Source organism: Microseira sp. BLCC-F43 (assembly GCF_041929235.1).
Classification (GTDB): Bacteria; Cyanobacteriota; Cyanobacteriia; order Cyanobacteriales; family Aerosakkonemataceae; genus Microseira.
Genome location: NZ_JBHFNP010000058.1, coordinates 1 through 14264 on the forward strand (window position 1 = coordinate 1; position 14264 = coordinate 14264).

Below are 14264 nucleotides of genomic sequence, written 5' to 3' on the forward strand. Positions count from 1 at the left end.
AAGATACATTGACTGGCAACTTCCGTCATCACGACTCTGGTCATCACCTCATCGGTGCCTTCGATTAATTCCCGATCTATAGATGCGATTTTCATAGACTTGTTTAGCCTCTACCCTATCAGCATAAAATCCTGTAGCTGAGAAGGCAGTAAGAATTGCTACGGAAAGCGATATGCCAAGGGATAGCTACGCGATCGCGCGCTTCAATTCAAGGTTCTGCCTCCTGCTGGGGTTTCTGTTGTGGTTCCCCAGGATGTTTACCTGTTCCGATGTACGCTGCTTGAGCTAGCATTGTCGCCGCCATATTACTAATCGTGCGATTTTCCTGAGCAGCTCGATTAGCAATGATCTCGTAAACTTCCGGCTCTACGTAGGTCGTGATGCGCTTTAGGTGCTTAGCAGGCAAGTTTTTTATCTCAATTATTCCAAATAGGTGGGCAATTCAGCAGGGGTAGCCAGTGGTAGCTATGTGAGCATGAAAAGAGAGGGTCAACTGTTACTAGGTTCATTTGATTTATCTGTTTTTGCTTTGCGCTTATCGAGCCACTCTTCGATCAGTTCGCATACAACCTGACTCATGTTGACCCCTTCGAGTACGCAACAGGACTTGAATTCTTTTTTCAAGTCTGTGGGGATAACAACGTGCATTGTAGTTTCTTTAGTCATCTTTGCTGCTTCATTCTTTTGCCTCATACCGGGGTTTCTGTTCTTCGCTAGTCTGGCCTTGATTAGTTTGGTTACCTTCTACTTTCTGTAACCATTCGCCGATCAGTTCGGTTACAACCTCTCCCATCTGCCTATCCCTTGCGACACAGGCAGTTTTGAAGCGGCGCTTTATATCGTCATCAATCTTTACGTGCAAAAATCCCAGTCCACCCTCAACCTTTGTCTGGTTAAAAGGTGGTTTAAAGTGTTCAATCAACGCCCTTTCAACGCCCGACAGCAAACTGGCGTCACTGCATTGCAACCAAGCTATACGAATATCGCCACTCATTGCCTCCAACTGATGCCACCGATGATGACCAAACCATCGCTGCTGCAAGTTGCTAGTCCTGCCGATGTACAAAACCGTCTGACCTTTCAAGACAAAATAGATGGCTGGACATTTTGGCAGTTCAGAGCGGTTGGCTAGTGGCAGTGAAGGCAAGGTAAGAAGGTCAATCTTTGCCAGATTCATTACCTTTCTGCTCCTCCACAGCACGCTGTAGCAGCGTAACTATCAAGTTTGAGAGCGATCTGTTTTCCTTTGCTGCCATCCGCTCTAAGGCTTCCCTTAGTTCTGGTGGCATATAAACCATTGTTTTAGTTTTAATGCTGATGCCTTCACATTCAACCTTTGTCTGGTTAAGACATGGTTGAATGTGCTTAATCAACGCTGTTTCAATCTCAGACAGCAAACTGGCGTCCCCGCATTCCAACCAAGCGATACGAATATCGCCACTCATTACCTTTAATTGATGCCAGCGGTGATCTGCTATCCAGCGCTGATAAAGGTTGCTAGTTCTGCCAATGTACAGAACCGCGTCACCGTTCAAGACAAAGTAGATCGCCGGACAGTTTGGCAGTTCAGCACGGGTAGCCAGCGGTAGCGATGGGAGGGTGAGAGGGTCAACTGTTTCTAGGTTCATTTGATCGATCTGTTTTTGCTTTGCGTTTATCGAGCCACTCTTCGATCAGTTCGCATACAACCTGACTCATGTTTACCCCCTCGAGTACGCAAGTGGACTTGAACTCTTTTTTCAACTCTGCGGGGATAACAACGTGCATAGTAGTTTCTTTAGCCATGCCCAAATTTTTACATAAAGACATGACTGCATTTGTTTAATTTTCCATATTTCCATGTTACCATAATTCCACAGCAAAACCAAACCCCCACCGTAAGTGATGCCAATCACGAACGGTGGGGGCTGGGAATCCTATATTCAGGACGAAGCTCTATGATATCAACTCCGAAGTCAGTGCCGGAACTGCTGCGGGAAAGCATTCTCGATCTACCTGGTAAACACCCGATCCGCTTGCTTGCTTGCGGCGTTCCTAAAGGTGTAGAAAACGTTGTTAATCAACTGTACGTAGTGCGTTTTGCACAGGTGAGCGAATGGAGTCCGCCATTACCTTCGCCGGTGAAGGGTGAGGTGATTCGGATTTTGACTCGCTATTGGGTAGAGTAACAATCTAAAGCGATCGCATGTTTTTTCTGTTGTGCGATCGCTTCGTGCATTTGCTTGATTTATATGGTAAGGTAATTGCCCCAAGCGATCGCAGGGATTAAGTTTAGAATAAATAGAACCAATTGCTACAGGTAAGCTGCTACGCATTTAAATCCAATAAAGAGGCGGGCAAGATGCCCACCCCACAAGAAGAAGGGAAAATTTGACTCTCAAATTAGGTGCGTAGCAGCTTAGTAGCTTCTCAAAGTAGCGCCCTCGATTTTAATCTGCGGTCTTAGTTCTACTTGGACTTTGGTGTTAATTTCTTGACTTTTAGGCGCTACTGTAAAAGCAAACGTTCCTTTCTCTGCATCAATAATTTCAATGGCTTCAACCATTTCAAAAGACAAGGTAACTACAGATAAATTGGAAATTTTTAGGTCAATCTGAACTGACTCTTGAATCACATCCATACCAAACCGAAGGCTGATACCTGAAGAGTCTGTGACTTCATAACACCAGTAACCATCGGCTGGATTAGCAATGATTGGTTCGGCATAAAACAATTCCAGCATTGCCAGTTCATCAAACTTTTCGCGGAGTTTCATAGGGCAGTGTAGCGCAACGAGTTGATATTCTGAGCATAACGCTTCACAAGCCTTGGTGTAGTCATCCGCCGTAAAGTTCTGCACTCACAAATCTGCGAGTTCCATCTGGCATAACTTCCCAGGAGCTTTTCACTTTAGCAAATTTTCCCGATGCGCCAGCAAGAAGCGACTCGCGAACCTCAATTTCTGACTCTCCTATTGTCCCATTCCTGTCTATAAAAGTTTTGGTGAAGCGTTCAAAAACGTTGTTGGGAGTTTGAACCACTTGTTGAAGATGCTCTCTGACTAATTCCCTATCTTCTGGAGTATCCCACAGACCCAACCGCTTCATTTGCTGTGCATTTTGGACTGCCCGTGGACTGTTGTGGAAGTCCAGTGCTATGTTTTTATTGAATAAATAATCAAGTTTACGCTCTGAGATATCCATGTTAATTGAGTAAGTAAATCCCTCTGGATTGGTGTTAGTTTTTGTGTCTCTATTTTCAAGTAATTTACTTGAGCCTTGATAAAGTTGAAACAACTAGGCTAAAAAAATTAGGCCGAGGGATATAAATCCCCCGGCCTGGGTTGGATATTTTTAATTTTTCAAGGCTTATCTACTAATCATACACCCAAGAGCAGCTTTAGTACAATCATTTGGGGGCAATAGGTTCAAGGTTTTATATGTCGAGCCTTGAACCTGGGTAGAACGTTCTAGGCACTGCCCAGTAAAACTGATGTTCACGCAGATATTTGCCTATAAAGAAATGTAACAGAACAAGGCAACGCCTTCGTCCGCTATCCCCGCATTTTCAGATCTGAAAATTCCGCTAGGGTAAGTTTCACGTCTCAAGAAGGCAACGCCTTCGTCCGCTATCCCCGCAAGGCGTTGCCTAGCAAAACTGATGTTCGCGCAGGTACTCGGCTACATCCGAACAGCTAGGCATTGCCTAGTAAACCTGTTTCTACTTGTTCAATATTGGAAAAAGAGATCTCGCCCGCATCGGAAAAGTGCGAACTATTGTTTCCAAACTTTCTATTGGCTAGCACAGCTAACCCTCATGAAGAGTTGCCGAGATCTGCATTTAATGTAGATTCGCTATTGAAGTGCTTTCACAGAGTTTCTAGGCCAGCGATCGCTGATGCGATCGCAATGCCGGGAGTTTCCCCGACTTTGAGTTATAGCTACTGTTGTAAAACATCAGCGGTTGTAAATCACCACAAATAAATTACTTTTATGGTTAAATAAATAAATACTTGTTTACTGTTGACTGCCGAAGGTAATTTTGCTAAGGTATCTTATTAGTAGAATATTAGCGTGTGATAGGAGGAAAATTTTCAGCATACTTGAAAAAATTGCTGACCCAAACAACATTGGTATCCCTTCGAGGTGCTGGTGTGTGCCAAGAAAAAAACCAGTAGTCGCCAAACCACTGGTTCATTAGTGCTTGGGTTCGACCCCAAAGCACTGTTGTTTCATTATTTTTGAAGTATGACTCTAAAGTATCATAACAGGGCTGGGAAAGTCCAGCCCCCAAGCCCGTTTGACCAAAAGCCGGAACAATACAAGCAGCTGAGTTTCTGCCTTCAACAACCTGTTTCCGGTGAACAGTCTTATTACCGAGACGAGTTCGACGGAGAAATTCGTCCAGCCCTTAGTCAAGTACTGAATGCGATCCGTCCTCCAAAGTCAACAACTGTTTCAAAACACCGGCGGCAGATATACGATAAGCAAGAAGCTGAGTGGTTGGCTCACAAAAACCGTTCAGTGGGGAAATCTTTCCATAAGCGCATGGAACTACACCTTAAGAATGAGCCTAACCAATCCCACTACTGTAACCTCGTCAACGCTGAGTGGCGAAGTGTACAGCCAGTGTTGGAGAAAATCGGCGAAATTCACCTAGTAGAGCAAGTTGTGCCTTGGAATGGGTGTTTGCCTTATGCTGCTAAATTAGACTTTTTAGGTCAGTATAATGGCTTACTTCACGTCATAGAATGGACAACCAGTACAGAATTTATCCCTGAGTTAGAGTATCTCGGCGATAAGCTGAAACAAGTAACCGGACAAGTTAAAGCTGTGAGGGACTTCTATAACTTGGATATTAATCGCGCACTGGTTGTAGTGGCTCACCCTTACGGAGAGGCAACTGTTTTCACCCTTGAGCGAGAAGAGTTGGCTAATTGCTGGGAAAAACAGCTATTACCTGATCTGAGGCGCTTCTACGCTAAGCAGATACCTATGGTTTCCTAGCACCAGTTTGGGAAAATCTAGAATCTTTAAAACCCGGTAGCGATACCGGGTTTTTCTGTACAAGAGCCGAAAATGTAGTTGCGCGATCGCTCTCACTTACACCCAAATTGATTCTATACCTTGCACCACCGACCCACGGGAATTCGCTACTGCTATTGTTGAAATAACAGGCAGCGATCGCTGCCTCGCAATGATGAAATAAAATCAGGAGCAAGGAAGCATGTTTTATAAAGTTAACGTCGTGATTGAAAAAGACGAAGATGGCTATTATGCCTATTGTCCTGGATTAGAAGGCTGTCAAACTCAAGGAGATACGCTAGAGGAAGTGACTGCCAATATTCAGGAAGCTGTTGAACTTTATCTAGAAACCTTATCCACTGAGGAAAAACAAGCGCTTTTGAGCAAAGAAATCTTGACGATGACTTTAGAGGTGCAAGTTGCCTAAACTACCGCGAATGACCGCACAGGATGCAGAAAACCTCTTATTCGATGCTGGTTTTGCCTTAATCAGGAGTAAGGGCAGTCACCGAATCTATTTTAAAGAAAACATTAGGGTTATAGTTCCTTACCATTCTGGCAAGATATTGCATCCCAAAACCGTCAAACAAGTTCTCAAAGCCATTGAAATTACTGAAGAATAATTGGTGCTAGTCGTCTAGAGGCAAAAATTGACGGCATTAAAAAACCCGGTTTTTTGAAAAAACCGGGTTTCTGAGAAAATCAATACCGATCTTCCTCTTCGTATTCTGGTGCTTTAGTTTTCTCCGGAATGTTCAACTTGGGTGCTTTATAAGGTTGAGGCGACTCGTCATCCGCCCAGGCGTCTTGCTCTACGTCGTAGTTGTCGTACTTATTATCCTGGTAGGATTTTTTGGGTGTGCTATCTGGTTCGGATTGGGCATAGGATCGGTTAGCGTAGCGATCGCGCGGTTGCGATGCTTCGCTCCAGTTTTCTTCTTCTTCGATATCTTGGTCGTAGTATTTTGGTTCGGGTGCTTGGGCAGCTTTCTGCAAAGGTTGACGCCCGACTGCGGGTTTTTCCCACTCGTCGTCATCCCATTCTGGTTCTGCCGGTTTGGTAGCTTTCATCGGCGCAACGGGTGTACGCAAAGGTTCCCCACTACTCAGTAGATTAGCAGGATTGGTGATGGCGCGGGGTCGATAGCCTTCTTCCTCTTCTTCTTGTTCCCAAGGTGCTTTACCCAGTCCCAAACGCTCGATCACGCCGACGGTTAATTGAACTAGGCGCTCTTCAGACCCTTCAAATACAATAAGGCGATTCGGGCCGCTGCTGACGATTTCTTCAATTGGTAACTCGTAGGTGCTGATGGTTTCAAAACCGCCGATTCGGTCGGGAAGTTGGGGCAGTCCCAAGGAAGCGATAATTAAGGAGGTAACTTTTCCATCTTCGGTGTTGAATTTAAATCCTCGCACCCTTCCCAAGAGTTCGCCAGTTTCGGTAATAACTTCGCTGTTAATCAGGGGACTGTAAGCTTCAACATCTACATCGTCTTCTAAGACGCTGTCATCATCAACTAATATCACATCGCCAATTTGACGAATTCGCTCTAAAAGCATTGCTCGTGGTACGCTGCCAATGGCAAGTAAGTTTTCGCGCAGTCCCAGCGCGACTACTTCCCGCCTGTCTATATCAACCCACATTTGACTCACGATCCCAAGGCGCTTCCCGGTGTCGCGGGTAATCACCTGAGTTCCCATGATGTCTGAGCGTTGGCGGATTTGTTCAGAAGTCATTATTTGTCCCGAATCCTGGTTTCAACCCTGTAACTATATCAATCTTAATAAAGCCATTTGCTGGTTATGTTACACTTAGCTGTTTGGGGATTGCAACTTAATGCCCACGACTTGGGTATAAGCGCCCCTGGCTTGGGTAACACCAATCACGCGCTCGGCAGATTTTATCATAGGGCCTTTGTGGCTAACTACAATAAATTGGGCTTGGTGTGACTGTTGTGCAATCATTCTAGCTAATCGTTCGACGTTTGCACCATCCAAAAACATATCAACTTCATCAAAGGCGTAAAATGGCGAGGGACGGTAGCGCTGCAGCGCAAAGATAAAGCTGAGTGCGGTCATTGATTTTTCGCCGCCGGACATGGATGATAGACGCTGGACTGGTTTACCTTTAGGATGGGCAACGAGGTTGAGTCCTCCAGCAAAGGGATCTTGAGGGTTGTCTAGTTGTAGGAAACCGTCGCCTTCGGAAAATTCTAAGAAAATGGTTTGGAAGTTTTGGTTAACGGCGTCGAATGCTTCAGTGAAGGCACGCAGGCGCAGGGTGGTAAAATTTTCTATCCGCAGTAGTAGTTCGGTGCGTTCTGCTTCCAGGGTGGATAATTTTTGAGATAGTTCTTCTAAGCGTTTTTGGGTGCGTTCGTATTCTTCTAACGCCAGCATGTTGACGGGTTCCATTGCGTGCAGGCGTTTTTGCAGCGTTTTGATTTCTTGATGCAATTCGTCTAATTTTACCTGTTCGGGGACGGATGGCAGGGGGTCGGGTAATTCTGCCTGTTTTTCTTGCAGTTGCGGTTGTAAGGTGGCGAGTTCTTCCTTTCTGGTGGTTTGGGTTTCTTGCAGTTTTTGCAATTCCCATTCCAATTGTTGTTTGGCGAGGTGATGCGATCGCAACTCGTTCTCGGTGCGATCGCGCAATACTTTCTCTTCCCCCAGTTTCTGTTCTACCTCTGTTAAGGCTACCTTGGTTTGTCCAATCTGTTCGCCTATTGTCGATAGCGCCAGCATAACGCTTGACAGTTGATTATTAACCCCTATCTGCTGCTGCTGATATTCTTGCAGTCGCTGGTTACATTCCTGGATTTTTTCTTGCAATCGCTGCTGCTGCGATGCTAAATCTCTAATTCGCCCTTCCGCGTTGCGGAGGGTTTGTTCCCTCTGATTTAATACCGCTTCCCGTTCTTTAATCATGACTTGAATTTGTTGCCACTCCCTGGGAGTTTGAGATTGTTCTAATTCTGCCAGAGATTGTCGCACCTGGGCTAATTGTGTTTCTTGCGCGGGTAATTCGCTATCCAAGATTTGCAGGCGTGACTCAGCAAGTGCGAATTCCAAGGTATTTTTAGCTAGAAGGTTTTGCGTCCCCGACTGCTGGGAGATTAAACTTTGGATTTCTTTCCGCAACTGTTCAAAGTGTAATTGTTGTTCCCGCCGTTTTGTTTTTGCTTCGTTTACTTCTTGACTCAGATGTTTGGTTTTAACAGTCAGAGACTGAATCATTTCGCCGCAGCGTTCTAAAACGATCTCAATTTCTTCTAATCTCTTTTTCAACGCTTCCGCTTCCGCCGACTCTGCCGGATCGCTAATCCCAAACCGCAATCCGGAACGCTGGTTGACGCTACCTCCCGTCATCGCGCCGCTACTTTCTAACAATTCGCCTTCTAAGGTAACGATGCGATATTGACCCAAATTTTGACGGGCGCTATTTAAATTGTCAAACACAACGGTATTGCCGAATACGTAAGCAAAAATCTCGCGGTAGCGCGGTTCGCATTCGATTAGATTTACCGCATAGTCTATATATCCATTCGCATAACGCAGCGCCACCGTTGTAGATAATTGCCCGGCGCGAATCTTATTCAAAGGTAAGAATGTAATCCGCCCCGCGCGCTTCTGTTTTAAAATTTCAATTCCTTTGGCGGCGATACTATCATCTTCTACCACTAAATTACCCAACCGCGCACCGGCGGCAATTTCTAATGCTAATTGATAGCGCGGTTCGACTTTACCAAGTTGCGCTACTAATCCGCAAATTCCCTTTAGTCCGCTTTGGAAAATTACTTGCGCGGCGTGTGTTCCCGATGCTTCTTGTTGCGCTTGGGTTTGAGCTTCTAGTTTATCGAGTTGGCGTTGTTTCTCCCGCTGTTCTTGTAATAAACGTTTTTGCGTATCTTGTTGAATTTGTAAATCTTGTTCGGCGGCAGCTAAAGCTTGAGATAAAGATTGAATTGTTTGCTCGGATTCTTGCAGGAGCAATTCAAAATCAACCCCTAGGGATTGTTTGGAAGCTATTTGGGGTTCTAAGGATTGTAAAAGTTGGTTTTGTTCTTCAATTTGGCGCGACAAGTTAGCGAATCTTTCCCTCAGTTGAGCTTGTTCGGTGCGCTGGGGTTCGATAGTTTGGAGTAAAGTTTCAATTTGTCGATTGAGGGCGGTTTGTTGCTGCACCCACGCTTCGCTGGCGGCGGCGATCGCATCCGCCTGTTCCCTACTTCCAACCAGTTCCCGCCGCGCTTCATCCCGCCAGGAAATTAAACCAGCAAGTTGGTTCTCAACCGTTTCTTTTTCTATTATTAATTGTTTTAAAGTCTGTTCTTGTTGTTGACTTTCTAGTTGATTTTGTTTGATATTATTCTCAAGGGCAACTATTGATAAATCTAACTCGCGTTGCTGACGCTGAAGTTGACGCTGTTCAGCGTCTTGAGTGGCGAGAGTAGATTGCAAAGCTAATAATTCTTCTTCACCTAAAGCTTTGACGCGGGCATTTAACTGGTCGAGTTCGACAGTTTTTGATGTAATTTCTGCGGTGAGGTTAGTTAGCTGTGTGGTGAGGTCGGTGTTTTGGCGATCGCCTGCTGCAATTTGTTCGCGTAAGTTCCAGACTTGATGAGTCAGCTGGCGCACCCCGAGGACGAGTTCCCATAGTTCTTTATCTTGAAGTTCGGCGCGGAGTTTTTGGTATTTTTCCGCTTTAATGCGGTCAGCGGAGAGACGATCGCGCTGAGCAATTAATTCTGCCTCTACAATGCGATAGCGGTCTTCCTGCTCTTTGACAGTATTGAGGGTTTCCTTAGCTTGGGAAATTTTACGGTCAAATGCCGCCACGCCAGCGAGTTCATCAATAATTTCCCGCCGTTCCCTGGCGTTCATCGTGATAATGCTGGTGACATCTCCTTGCAGCACTACGTTATAACCTTCAGGATAGATTCGCAGGCGTTCTAGTTGTGCGTGGAGTTCGGTCAAAGTGCAGGATTCGCCGTTGATATAGTAATTCGAGGTATAACTGCCTTGCTGGGTGACGCGCAAGCGGCGGGTAATGCTCCAGTCGGTCGATTTTGGATTTTGCACTCCCCCCTTGGCAAGGGGGGGCAGGGGGGGATCCGATGGTGAATTTTGCACTCCCCCCTTGGCAAGGGGGGGCAGGGGGGGATCCGATGGTGAATTTTGCACTCCCCCCTTGGCAAGGGGGGGCAGGGGGGGATCCGATGGTGCCTGCTCTTGAGCACCCCCACTAACCTGCTCTTCCTCCAAAGTTCCTGGCGCGTCAGAGAGGTCAAAAGTAACGGTAACGCTCGCTTCGACGGTACCGCGATGGTTGTGACTGTTGTTAACCAAGTCTGGTAAGCGTTCGGCGCGCATTCCCCTGGAACTGGCGAGTCCGAGACAAAACAGTAGCGCATCGAGAATATTGGATTTACCCGATCCATTTGGTCCAGAAATCACGGTAAAACCAGGCAACAAAGGAATTCCCGTCGTGTTGCCGAAAGATTTGAAGTTGGTGAGTTCGACGCGCTTGATATGAACCATAGGCGCGATCTTAGCTGGGTTTGGTAAGGTACAAGTGTATCAGATACATTTAACCCGGAAAAATCTGGCAATAACTGGAAGTTTCTCAGTATGGCACAATCTGAAATGAGCCGCTCGCGCCAGATTTGACACTTCCCGCTCTAAAGAGACGGGTATTCTCCAGATTTTCTGCCATATTTTCTGGATATCCGTTTGTCAGCAACTGTATACTGAGTTAAATCAAACAAGCTTAACTGAATATTCAATTGCTCATAGTCATGGTTCCTCGACTCCTTGCCAGACGGCAACGATATCTTCACAGGCATAACTTTCCCGCCGGGAGCAGGTAGCTTTTTTATTTTAGTTGAAAATAGTAACCCAACGCGCTTGGTTATTAATCTAGAAGTCTTACTATCAGCGCGTTCTGTGTAGTTACATTTAGTACGCATAAATTTTTCGCCATCACGGTTCTTCTTGTCGATATGTCGCCATTTGGACATGCTTGACTTGAATGCTTAGGATTAACTGCAATGACTGGTTTACCAGATTTAGCAGCTAGCGAACCAATCATCTTAAACAAAGACCCCCAACTAGCATCTAAAATAACTTTGTTTAATCCAGTTTTTCTATATCTAGCTTGATTGCCACAATATCTAGCTGCTGATATCGATTTTCTGCAAATTTTGGCTAGGTTGGTTTCCGGGTCAACTCGAATCTTCTTTGAGATTAGAAAAGTACTTTCTGAGTCCTGCGATTCGGCAACTGAAGAGGTGGAGAATGGCAAGGATATCTTCAACCTTTTGTCGTTCTGGAGACAAGTCACTGGGGTTGAGAAGCACGAATTTGCAATCTTGTTGCTGAGCGATCCAGTCGATAAGGTCAAACTCAACCCTTGCGAGTCTATCTTTGTGGCAGACCAGAACCTCTCTGACGTTTCCTGACAAAACTTGTCGGAAAACGGATAACAGACCTTTTCGTTTGTAGTCAAGACCTGAAGCAATTTCTTTGATGAGTGTTCCGTCACAGAAGAGGGACTGGAGATCGTCAGCTTGTCGCTCAAGGTCTGCTCTTTGTTTTTAGCTGCTAACTCTGGCGTAAAGGATGGGGATTTTTGTATCGCTTTCTGAATTGACGACGGAATCGATATCATACCGTTTATGACCTGATGGCATTCTAACTGTTCGTATTTTGGCTTTCTTGTCGCAATTTCTCAGGTTTTTTTCTGATACTTGGAACGCTTGACACGCTTCTCTTGTTGTGACATACCTCACGATGAATCTTTAATGCTTTCTCTACATTATACAACCATCCACCAGGTATTTGCGTAAAACCATCTAATCTTCTGGAACTTTGTTACTTAATTAAAAGCATTCAGTTGGTCTGTTGAGGTGACTGTAACCCCATGAGTAAATTTTAGCCTTCGCATCGCCATGCTGTTTTTTTTCCGTTGGTTTTGCAGGCGTTGAGTTTTTTATTCACTACTATAAACGATTGCTAATTAGATTCATGCCTCAGTCTACTCTTGACAATTACCCATTCCTCTTGCCCGCGGTATATCCTAGCAGTTAGAAACCTGGTTTCTTCTTATATAAACCGGGTTTCTAAGTCAAGGTATGTAACTATCGACTTGATTTATTTATCATATAAAGGCCATTTCGGAGGTCAGAAACCTGGTGACTTTGGGTCAGTCATGAGAAAATATAGGCAATCTTAGAACACCGAAATTGTCAATTACCAATTACCACTTACCAATTCCCAATCTGCGAGTGAATTATTGTTTTGGAGTAGGTTGTTGTTGCAACTTTCTAATCTGAAACTGTGCATCTTTAAAACCTTGGGTGCTACCTTGTTCCAGCCTAAGTTTTGCAGCTTTCTGAAAATCTGCTATCGCTTTTTGTTTATCTCCTATTCCAGCAAGGATGCGACCTCTTTCATAGTAAGCACCTGCATCTTTGGGATTGGCGCGGAGTGCTTGGTTAAAATCTTCTATTGCGCCTTGTCTATCTCCTAAAGCCAATCGAGCGATCGCGCGGTTATGATAAGCTTCTCCCAGGTTGAAATTGCCCCCACCGGAATTGATCTGAATGGCAATGTTACTATCTTCAATTGCTTTTTGATAATTGCCTAACCGGAAGTTAACTAGGCTGCGGTTGAGATAAGCTTGTACCTGGTTGGGATTAATTTTAATTGCATAGGTGCAATCTTCAATAGCTCCCTTGTGATCGCCTGAGTTTGAGCGGGATAAACACCTATTTAGGTAAGCGGCGGCAAATTTGGGCTCGACTTTAATTGCCATGGTAAAATCTGCGATCGCGCCTTTTTTATCCCCAAGTTTTTCGCGGACGTGACCCCGACTGTTGTAAGCTAGTGCATGTTTGGGATTGATGGCAATGGCTTGGGTATAGTCTGCGATCGAGCCTTGGGAATCTCCTAATGCCAAACGAGCAATTCCTCGGTTAGTGTAGGCTTGATATGCTTGAGCAAAGTTAGTTTTTATTTGCAGCGCGTGGTTGCAATCTTCCATTGCTTGCAAGCGATTTCCCTCCATTAAATAAGCATGACACCGCTTGTTGTAAGCTTCGGCATATTTAGGAGCGATGCTAATCGCTTCGCTTAACTCTTTAATCGCAGCTTTGTAATCTTTTCTATCAATTTTTTCCACTCCCCGATTGTACAGGTAAGCTGCTGTGACTGCTTGCGGTAATTTCTTATAGAAAATCAGCGGCAGGATCACAAAAATCAGGCTAGCTACCCCGGCAAACATCAGGCGACGCGGTCTTCTCACCCAGCGTTTTAACTGACTCCAGTTAATTCTAACCGGGCTATTAATATTTTTCAAATCTGCCAAAACATCACTGACGGATTGGTAGCGCTGACGGCAGTCATAGCGCACCATTTTGTCAATAATATCTGCTAGTTTTGGTCTAATTTGTACTTGGTTACGCCAGAGGACTTCACCCGTGTTAGGATTGTTGGGGTCGCGCAGTCTGATTAACTCGCTAGCAGATAATCCTGCTAATGCTTGAATGGCAAGCATTCCCAAGGCGTAAATATCGCTGTTAAATTGGGGATAGCCGTGAAATTGTTCGATCGGCATGTACCCGTGGGTTCCCACTGCAACGGTAGGGTTAATTTGCCCCTGAGAATTAACCGCTGGACTGGTTAGTTCTTTGACTAATCCAAAGTCAATTAAAACTAATTTATTGTCGGAGGAGCGTCTAATTAAATTAGCGGGTTTAATATCGCGGTGGATAATTCCTTTCCCATGTACGAAGGCTAAAATCTCTAACACTTCCTCTAAAATGCAAATGACTTGGTCTTCTAAGATGGGGTGACCTGGTGTAATTTCCTGGGTTAATGGATGACCGTCAATGTATTCTTGAATCAGGTAAAATTCACCATTTTCTTCAAAGTAAGCATAGAGATCGGGTAGCTGGTCGTGTTCGCGACCTAGTCTTTCTAAAATTTTGCCCTCGCGTTCAAACAGGCGTCTAGCATTTTCCAGAGTGTAGGGGTCGTCACTGGGGGGTCGCAGGTGCTTAACGACACATGGGGGAGCGCTGGGACGGTGGGTATCTTCTGCTAAATAGGTTTGTGCAAAACCGCCGGAACTCAGTTCAACAACGATGCGGTAACGTCCTGCTAAAAGTTGATTAATCATGCTTTTACCAACCTTTTTGGGTTAGATTATGCCATGAAATCCCGCCAAGGCGTGCATGGAATTCCATCCTCAATCTT

At 45.1% G+C, this 14264-nt stretch carries 13 protein-coding genes and 1 pseudogene; 4 read left to right on the forward strand and 10 right to left on the reverse strand.

The window, feature by feature from the left end:
* Nucleotides 1-208: 208 nt before the first annotated feature.
* From ACE1CM_RS10030 to ACE1CM_RS10045, 4 genes are all read right to left on the reverse strand, one after another.
* Nucleotides 209-406: a hypothetical protein gene (locus ACE1CM_RS10030; protein ID WP_374877278.1), complete on the reverse strand. Its 198-nt coding sequence runs from the start codon at nucleotides 404-406 to the stop codon at nucleotides 209-211.
* Nucleotides 407-489: 83 nt separating this feature from the next.
* Nucleotides 490-666 carry a hypothetical protein gene (locus ACE1CM_RS10035; protein WP_374877279.1) on the reverse strand — a complete coding sequence of 59 codons (177 nt, stop codon included), beginning with the start codon at nucleotides 664-666 and terminating at the stop codon, nucleotides 490-492.
* Nucleotides 667-676: 10 nt separating this feature from the next.
* Nucleotides 677-1177, reverse strand: coding sequence for a plasmid partition protein ParG (locus tag ACE1CM_RS10040; protein WP_374877280.1), 501 nt, complete (start codon nucleotides 1175-1177; stop codon nucleotides 677-679).
* Nucleotides 1158-1628 (reverse strand): hypothetical protein, encoded by a 471-nt coding sequence (locus tag ACE1CM_RS10045; RefSeq protein WP_374877281.1) that lies wholly within the window; start codon nucleotides 1626-1628, stop codon nucleotides 1158-1160. The genes ACE1CM_RS10040 and ACE1CM_RS10045 overlap by 20 nt, the downstream gene beginning before the upstream one ends.
* Nucleotides 1629-1937: 309 nt before the next feature.
* Between ACE1CM_RS10045 and ACE1CM_RS10050 the strand changes: the two genes are divergently transcribed.
* Nucleotides 1938-2168: a hypothetical protein gene (locus ACE1CM_RS10050; RefSeq protein ID WP_374877282.1), complete on the forward strand. Its 231-nt coding sequence runs from the start codon at nucleotides 1938-1940 to the stop codon at nucleotides 2166-2168.
* Nucleotides 2169-2398: 230 nt separating this feature from the next.
* Here ACE1CM_RS10050 and ACE1CM_RS10055 read toward each other — a convergent pair whose 3' ends face one another.
* Both ACE1CM_RS10055 and ACE1CM_RS10060 read right to left on the reverse strand, forming a co-directional pair.
* A complete protein-coding gene (locus ACE1CM_RS10055) occupies nucleotides 2399-2839 on the reverse strand; it encodes a hypothetical protein (RefSeq protein WP_374877283.1) in 441 nt (146 codons plus the stop codon).
* On the reverse strand, nucleotides 2817-3182 hold the full coding sequence (locus tag ACE1CM_RS10060; RefSeq protein WP_374877284.1) for a hypothetical protein: 366 nt from the start codon (nucleotides 3180-3182) through the stop codon (nucleotides 2817-2819). The genes ACE1CM_RS10055 and ACE1CM_RS10060 overlap by 23 nt, the downstream gene beginning before the upstream one ends.
* Before the next feature lie 1044 nt (nucleotides 3183-4226).
* Here ACE1CM_RS10060 and ACE1CM_RS10065 point away from each other — a divergent pair.
* From ACE1CM_RS10065 to ACE1CM_RS10075, 3 genes are all read left to right on the forward strand, one after another.
* Entirely contained in the window at nucleotides 4227-4985 is a 759-nt protein-coding gene (locus ACE1CM_RS10065) for a hypothetical protein (RefSeq protein ID WP_374877285.1), read from the forward strand.
* A 220-nt stretch (nucleotides 4986-5205) separates the two neighbouring features.
* Nucleotides 5206-5430 (forward strand): type II toxin-antitoxin system HicB family antitoxin, encoded by a 225-nt coding sequence (locus tag ACE1CM_RS10070; protein WP_374877286.1) that lies wholly within the window; start codon nucleotides 5206-5208, stop codon nucleotides 5428-5430.
* Nucleotides 5423-5626: a type II toxin-antitoxin system HicA family toxin gene (locus tag ACE1CM_RS10075; RefSeq protein WP_374877287.1), complete on the forward strand. Its 204-nt coding sequence runs from the start codon at nucleotides 5423-5425 to the stop codon at nucleotides 5624-5626. The genes ACE1CM_RS10070 and ACE1CM_RS10075 overlap by 8 nt, the downstream gene beginning before the upstream one ends.
* Before the next feature lie 79 nt (nucleotides 5627-5705).
* Here ACE1CM_RS10075 and ACE1CM_RS10080 read toward each other — a convergent pair whose 3' ends face one another.
* The 4 genes and pseudogenes from ACE1CM_RS10080 to ACE1CM_RS10095 form a co-directional block, all read right to left on the reverse strand.
* The gene (locus ACE1CM_RS10080; RefSeq protein WP_374877288.1) at nucleotides 5706-6740 is read right to left on the reverse strand and encodes a PRC-barrel domain-containing protein; all 1035 of its coding nucleotides are present in this window, start codon (nucleotides 6738-6740) and stop codon (nucleotides 5706-5708) included.
* A 75-nt stretch (nucleotides 6741-6815) separates the two neighbouring features.
* Nucleotides 6816-10547, reverse strand: a complete 3732-nt coding sequence (smc, locus tag ACE1CM_RS10085; protein WP_374877289.1) for a chromosome segregation protein SMC — start codon at nucleotides 10545-10547, stop codon at nucleotides 6816-6818.
* A 683-nt stretch (nucleotides 10548-11230) separates the two neighbouring features.
* Nucleotides 11231-11539: pseudogene (locus tag ACE1CM_RS10090) on the reverse strand (recombinase family protein); the annotation flags it as partial.
* A gap of 758 nt (nucleotides 11540-12297) precedes the next feature.
* Nucleotides 12298-14187 (reverse strand): tetratricopeptide repeat protein, encoded by a 1890-nt coding sequence (locus tag ACE1CM_RS10095; RefSeq protein ID WP_374877290.1) that lies wholly within the window; start codon nucleotides 14185-14187, stop codon nucleotides 12298-12300.
* Nucleotides 14188-14264: the final 77 nt, after the last annotated feature.

Excerpts from the sequence above, each read along its gene's own strand:
- ACE1CM_RS10035 (WP_374877279.1), bottom strand. The coding sequence starts at position 666 with ATGACTAAAGAAACTACAATGCACGTTGTTATCCCCACAGACTTGAAA.
- ACE1CM_RS10040 (WP_374877280.1), bottom strand. The coding sequence starts at position 1,177 with ATGAATCTGGCAAAGATTGACCTTCTTACCTTGCCTTCACTGCCACTA.
- ACE1CM_RS10045 (WP_374877281.1), bottom strand. The coding sequence starts at position 1,628 with ATGAACCTAGAAACAGTTGACCCTCTCACCCTCCCATCGCTACCGCTG.
- ACE1CM_RS10050 (WP_374877282.1), top strand. The coding sequence starts at position 1,938 with ATGATATCAACTCCGAAGTCAGTGCCGGAACTGCTGCGGGAAAGCATT.
- ACE1CM_RS10060 (WP_374877284.1), bottom strand. The coding sequence starts at position 3,182 with ATGGATATCTCAGAGCGTAAACTTGATTATTTATTCAATAAAAACATA.
- ACE1CM_RS10065 (WP_374877285.1), top strand. The coding sequence starts at position 4,227 with ATGACTCTAAAGTATCATAACAGGGCTGGGAAAGTCCAGCCCCCAAGC.
- ACE1CM_RS10070 (WP_374877286.1), top strand. The coding sequence starts at position 5,206 with ATGTTTTATAAAGTTAACGTCGTGATTGAAAAAGACGAAGATGGCTAT.
- ACE1CM_RS10080 (WP_374877288.1), bottom strand. The coding sequence starts at position 6,740 with ATGACTTCTGAACAAATCCGCCAACGCTCAGACATCATGGGAACTCAG.
- smc (WP_374877289.1), bottom strand. The coding sequence starts at position 10,547 with ATGGTTCATATCAAGCGCGTCGAACTCACCAACTTCAAATCTTTCGGC.
- ACE1CM_RS10095 (WP_374877290.1), bottom strand. The coding sequence starts at position 14,187 with ATGATTAATCAACTTTTAGCAGGACGTTACCGCATCGTTGTTGAACTG.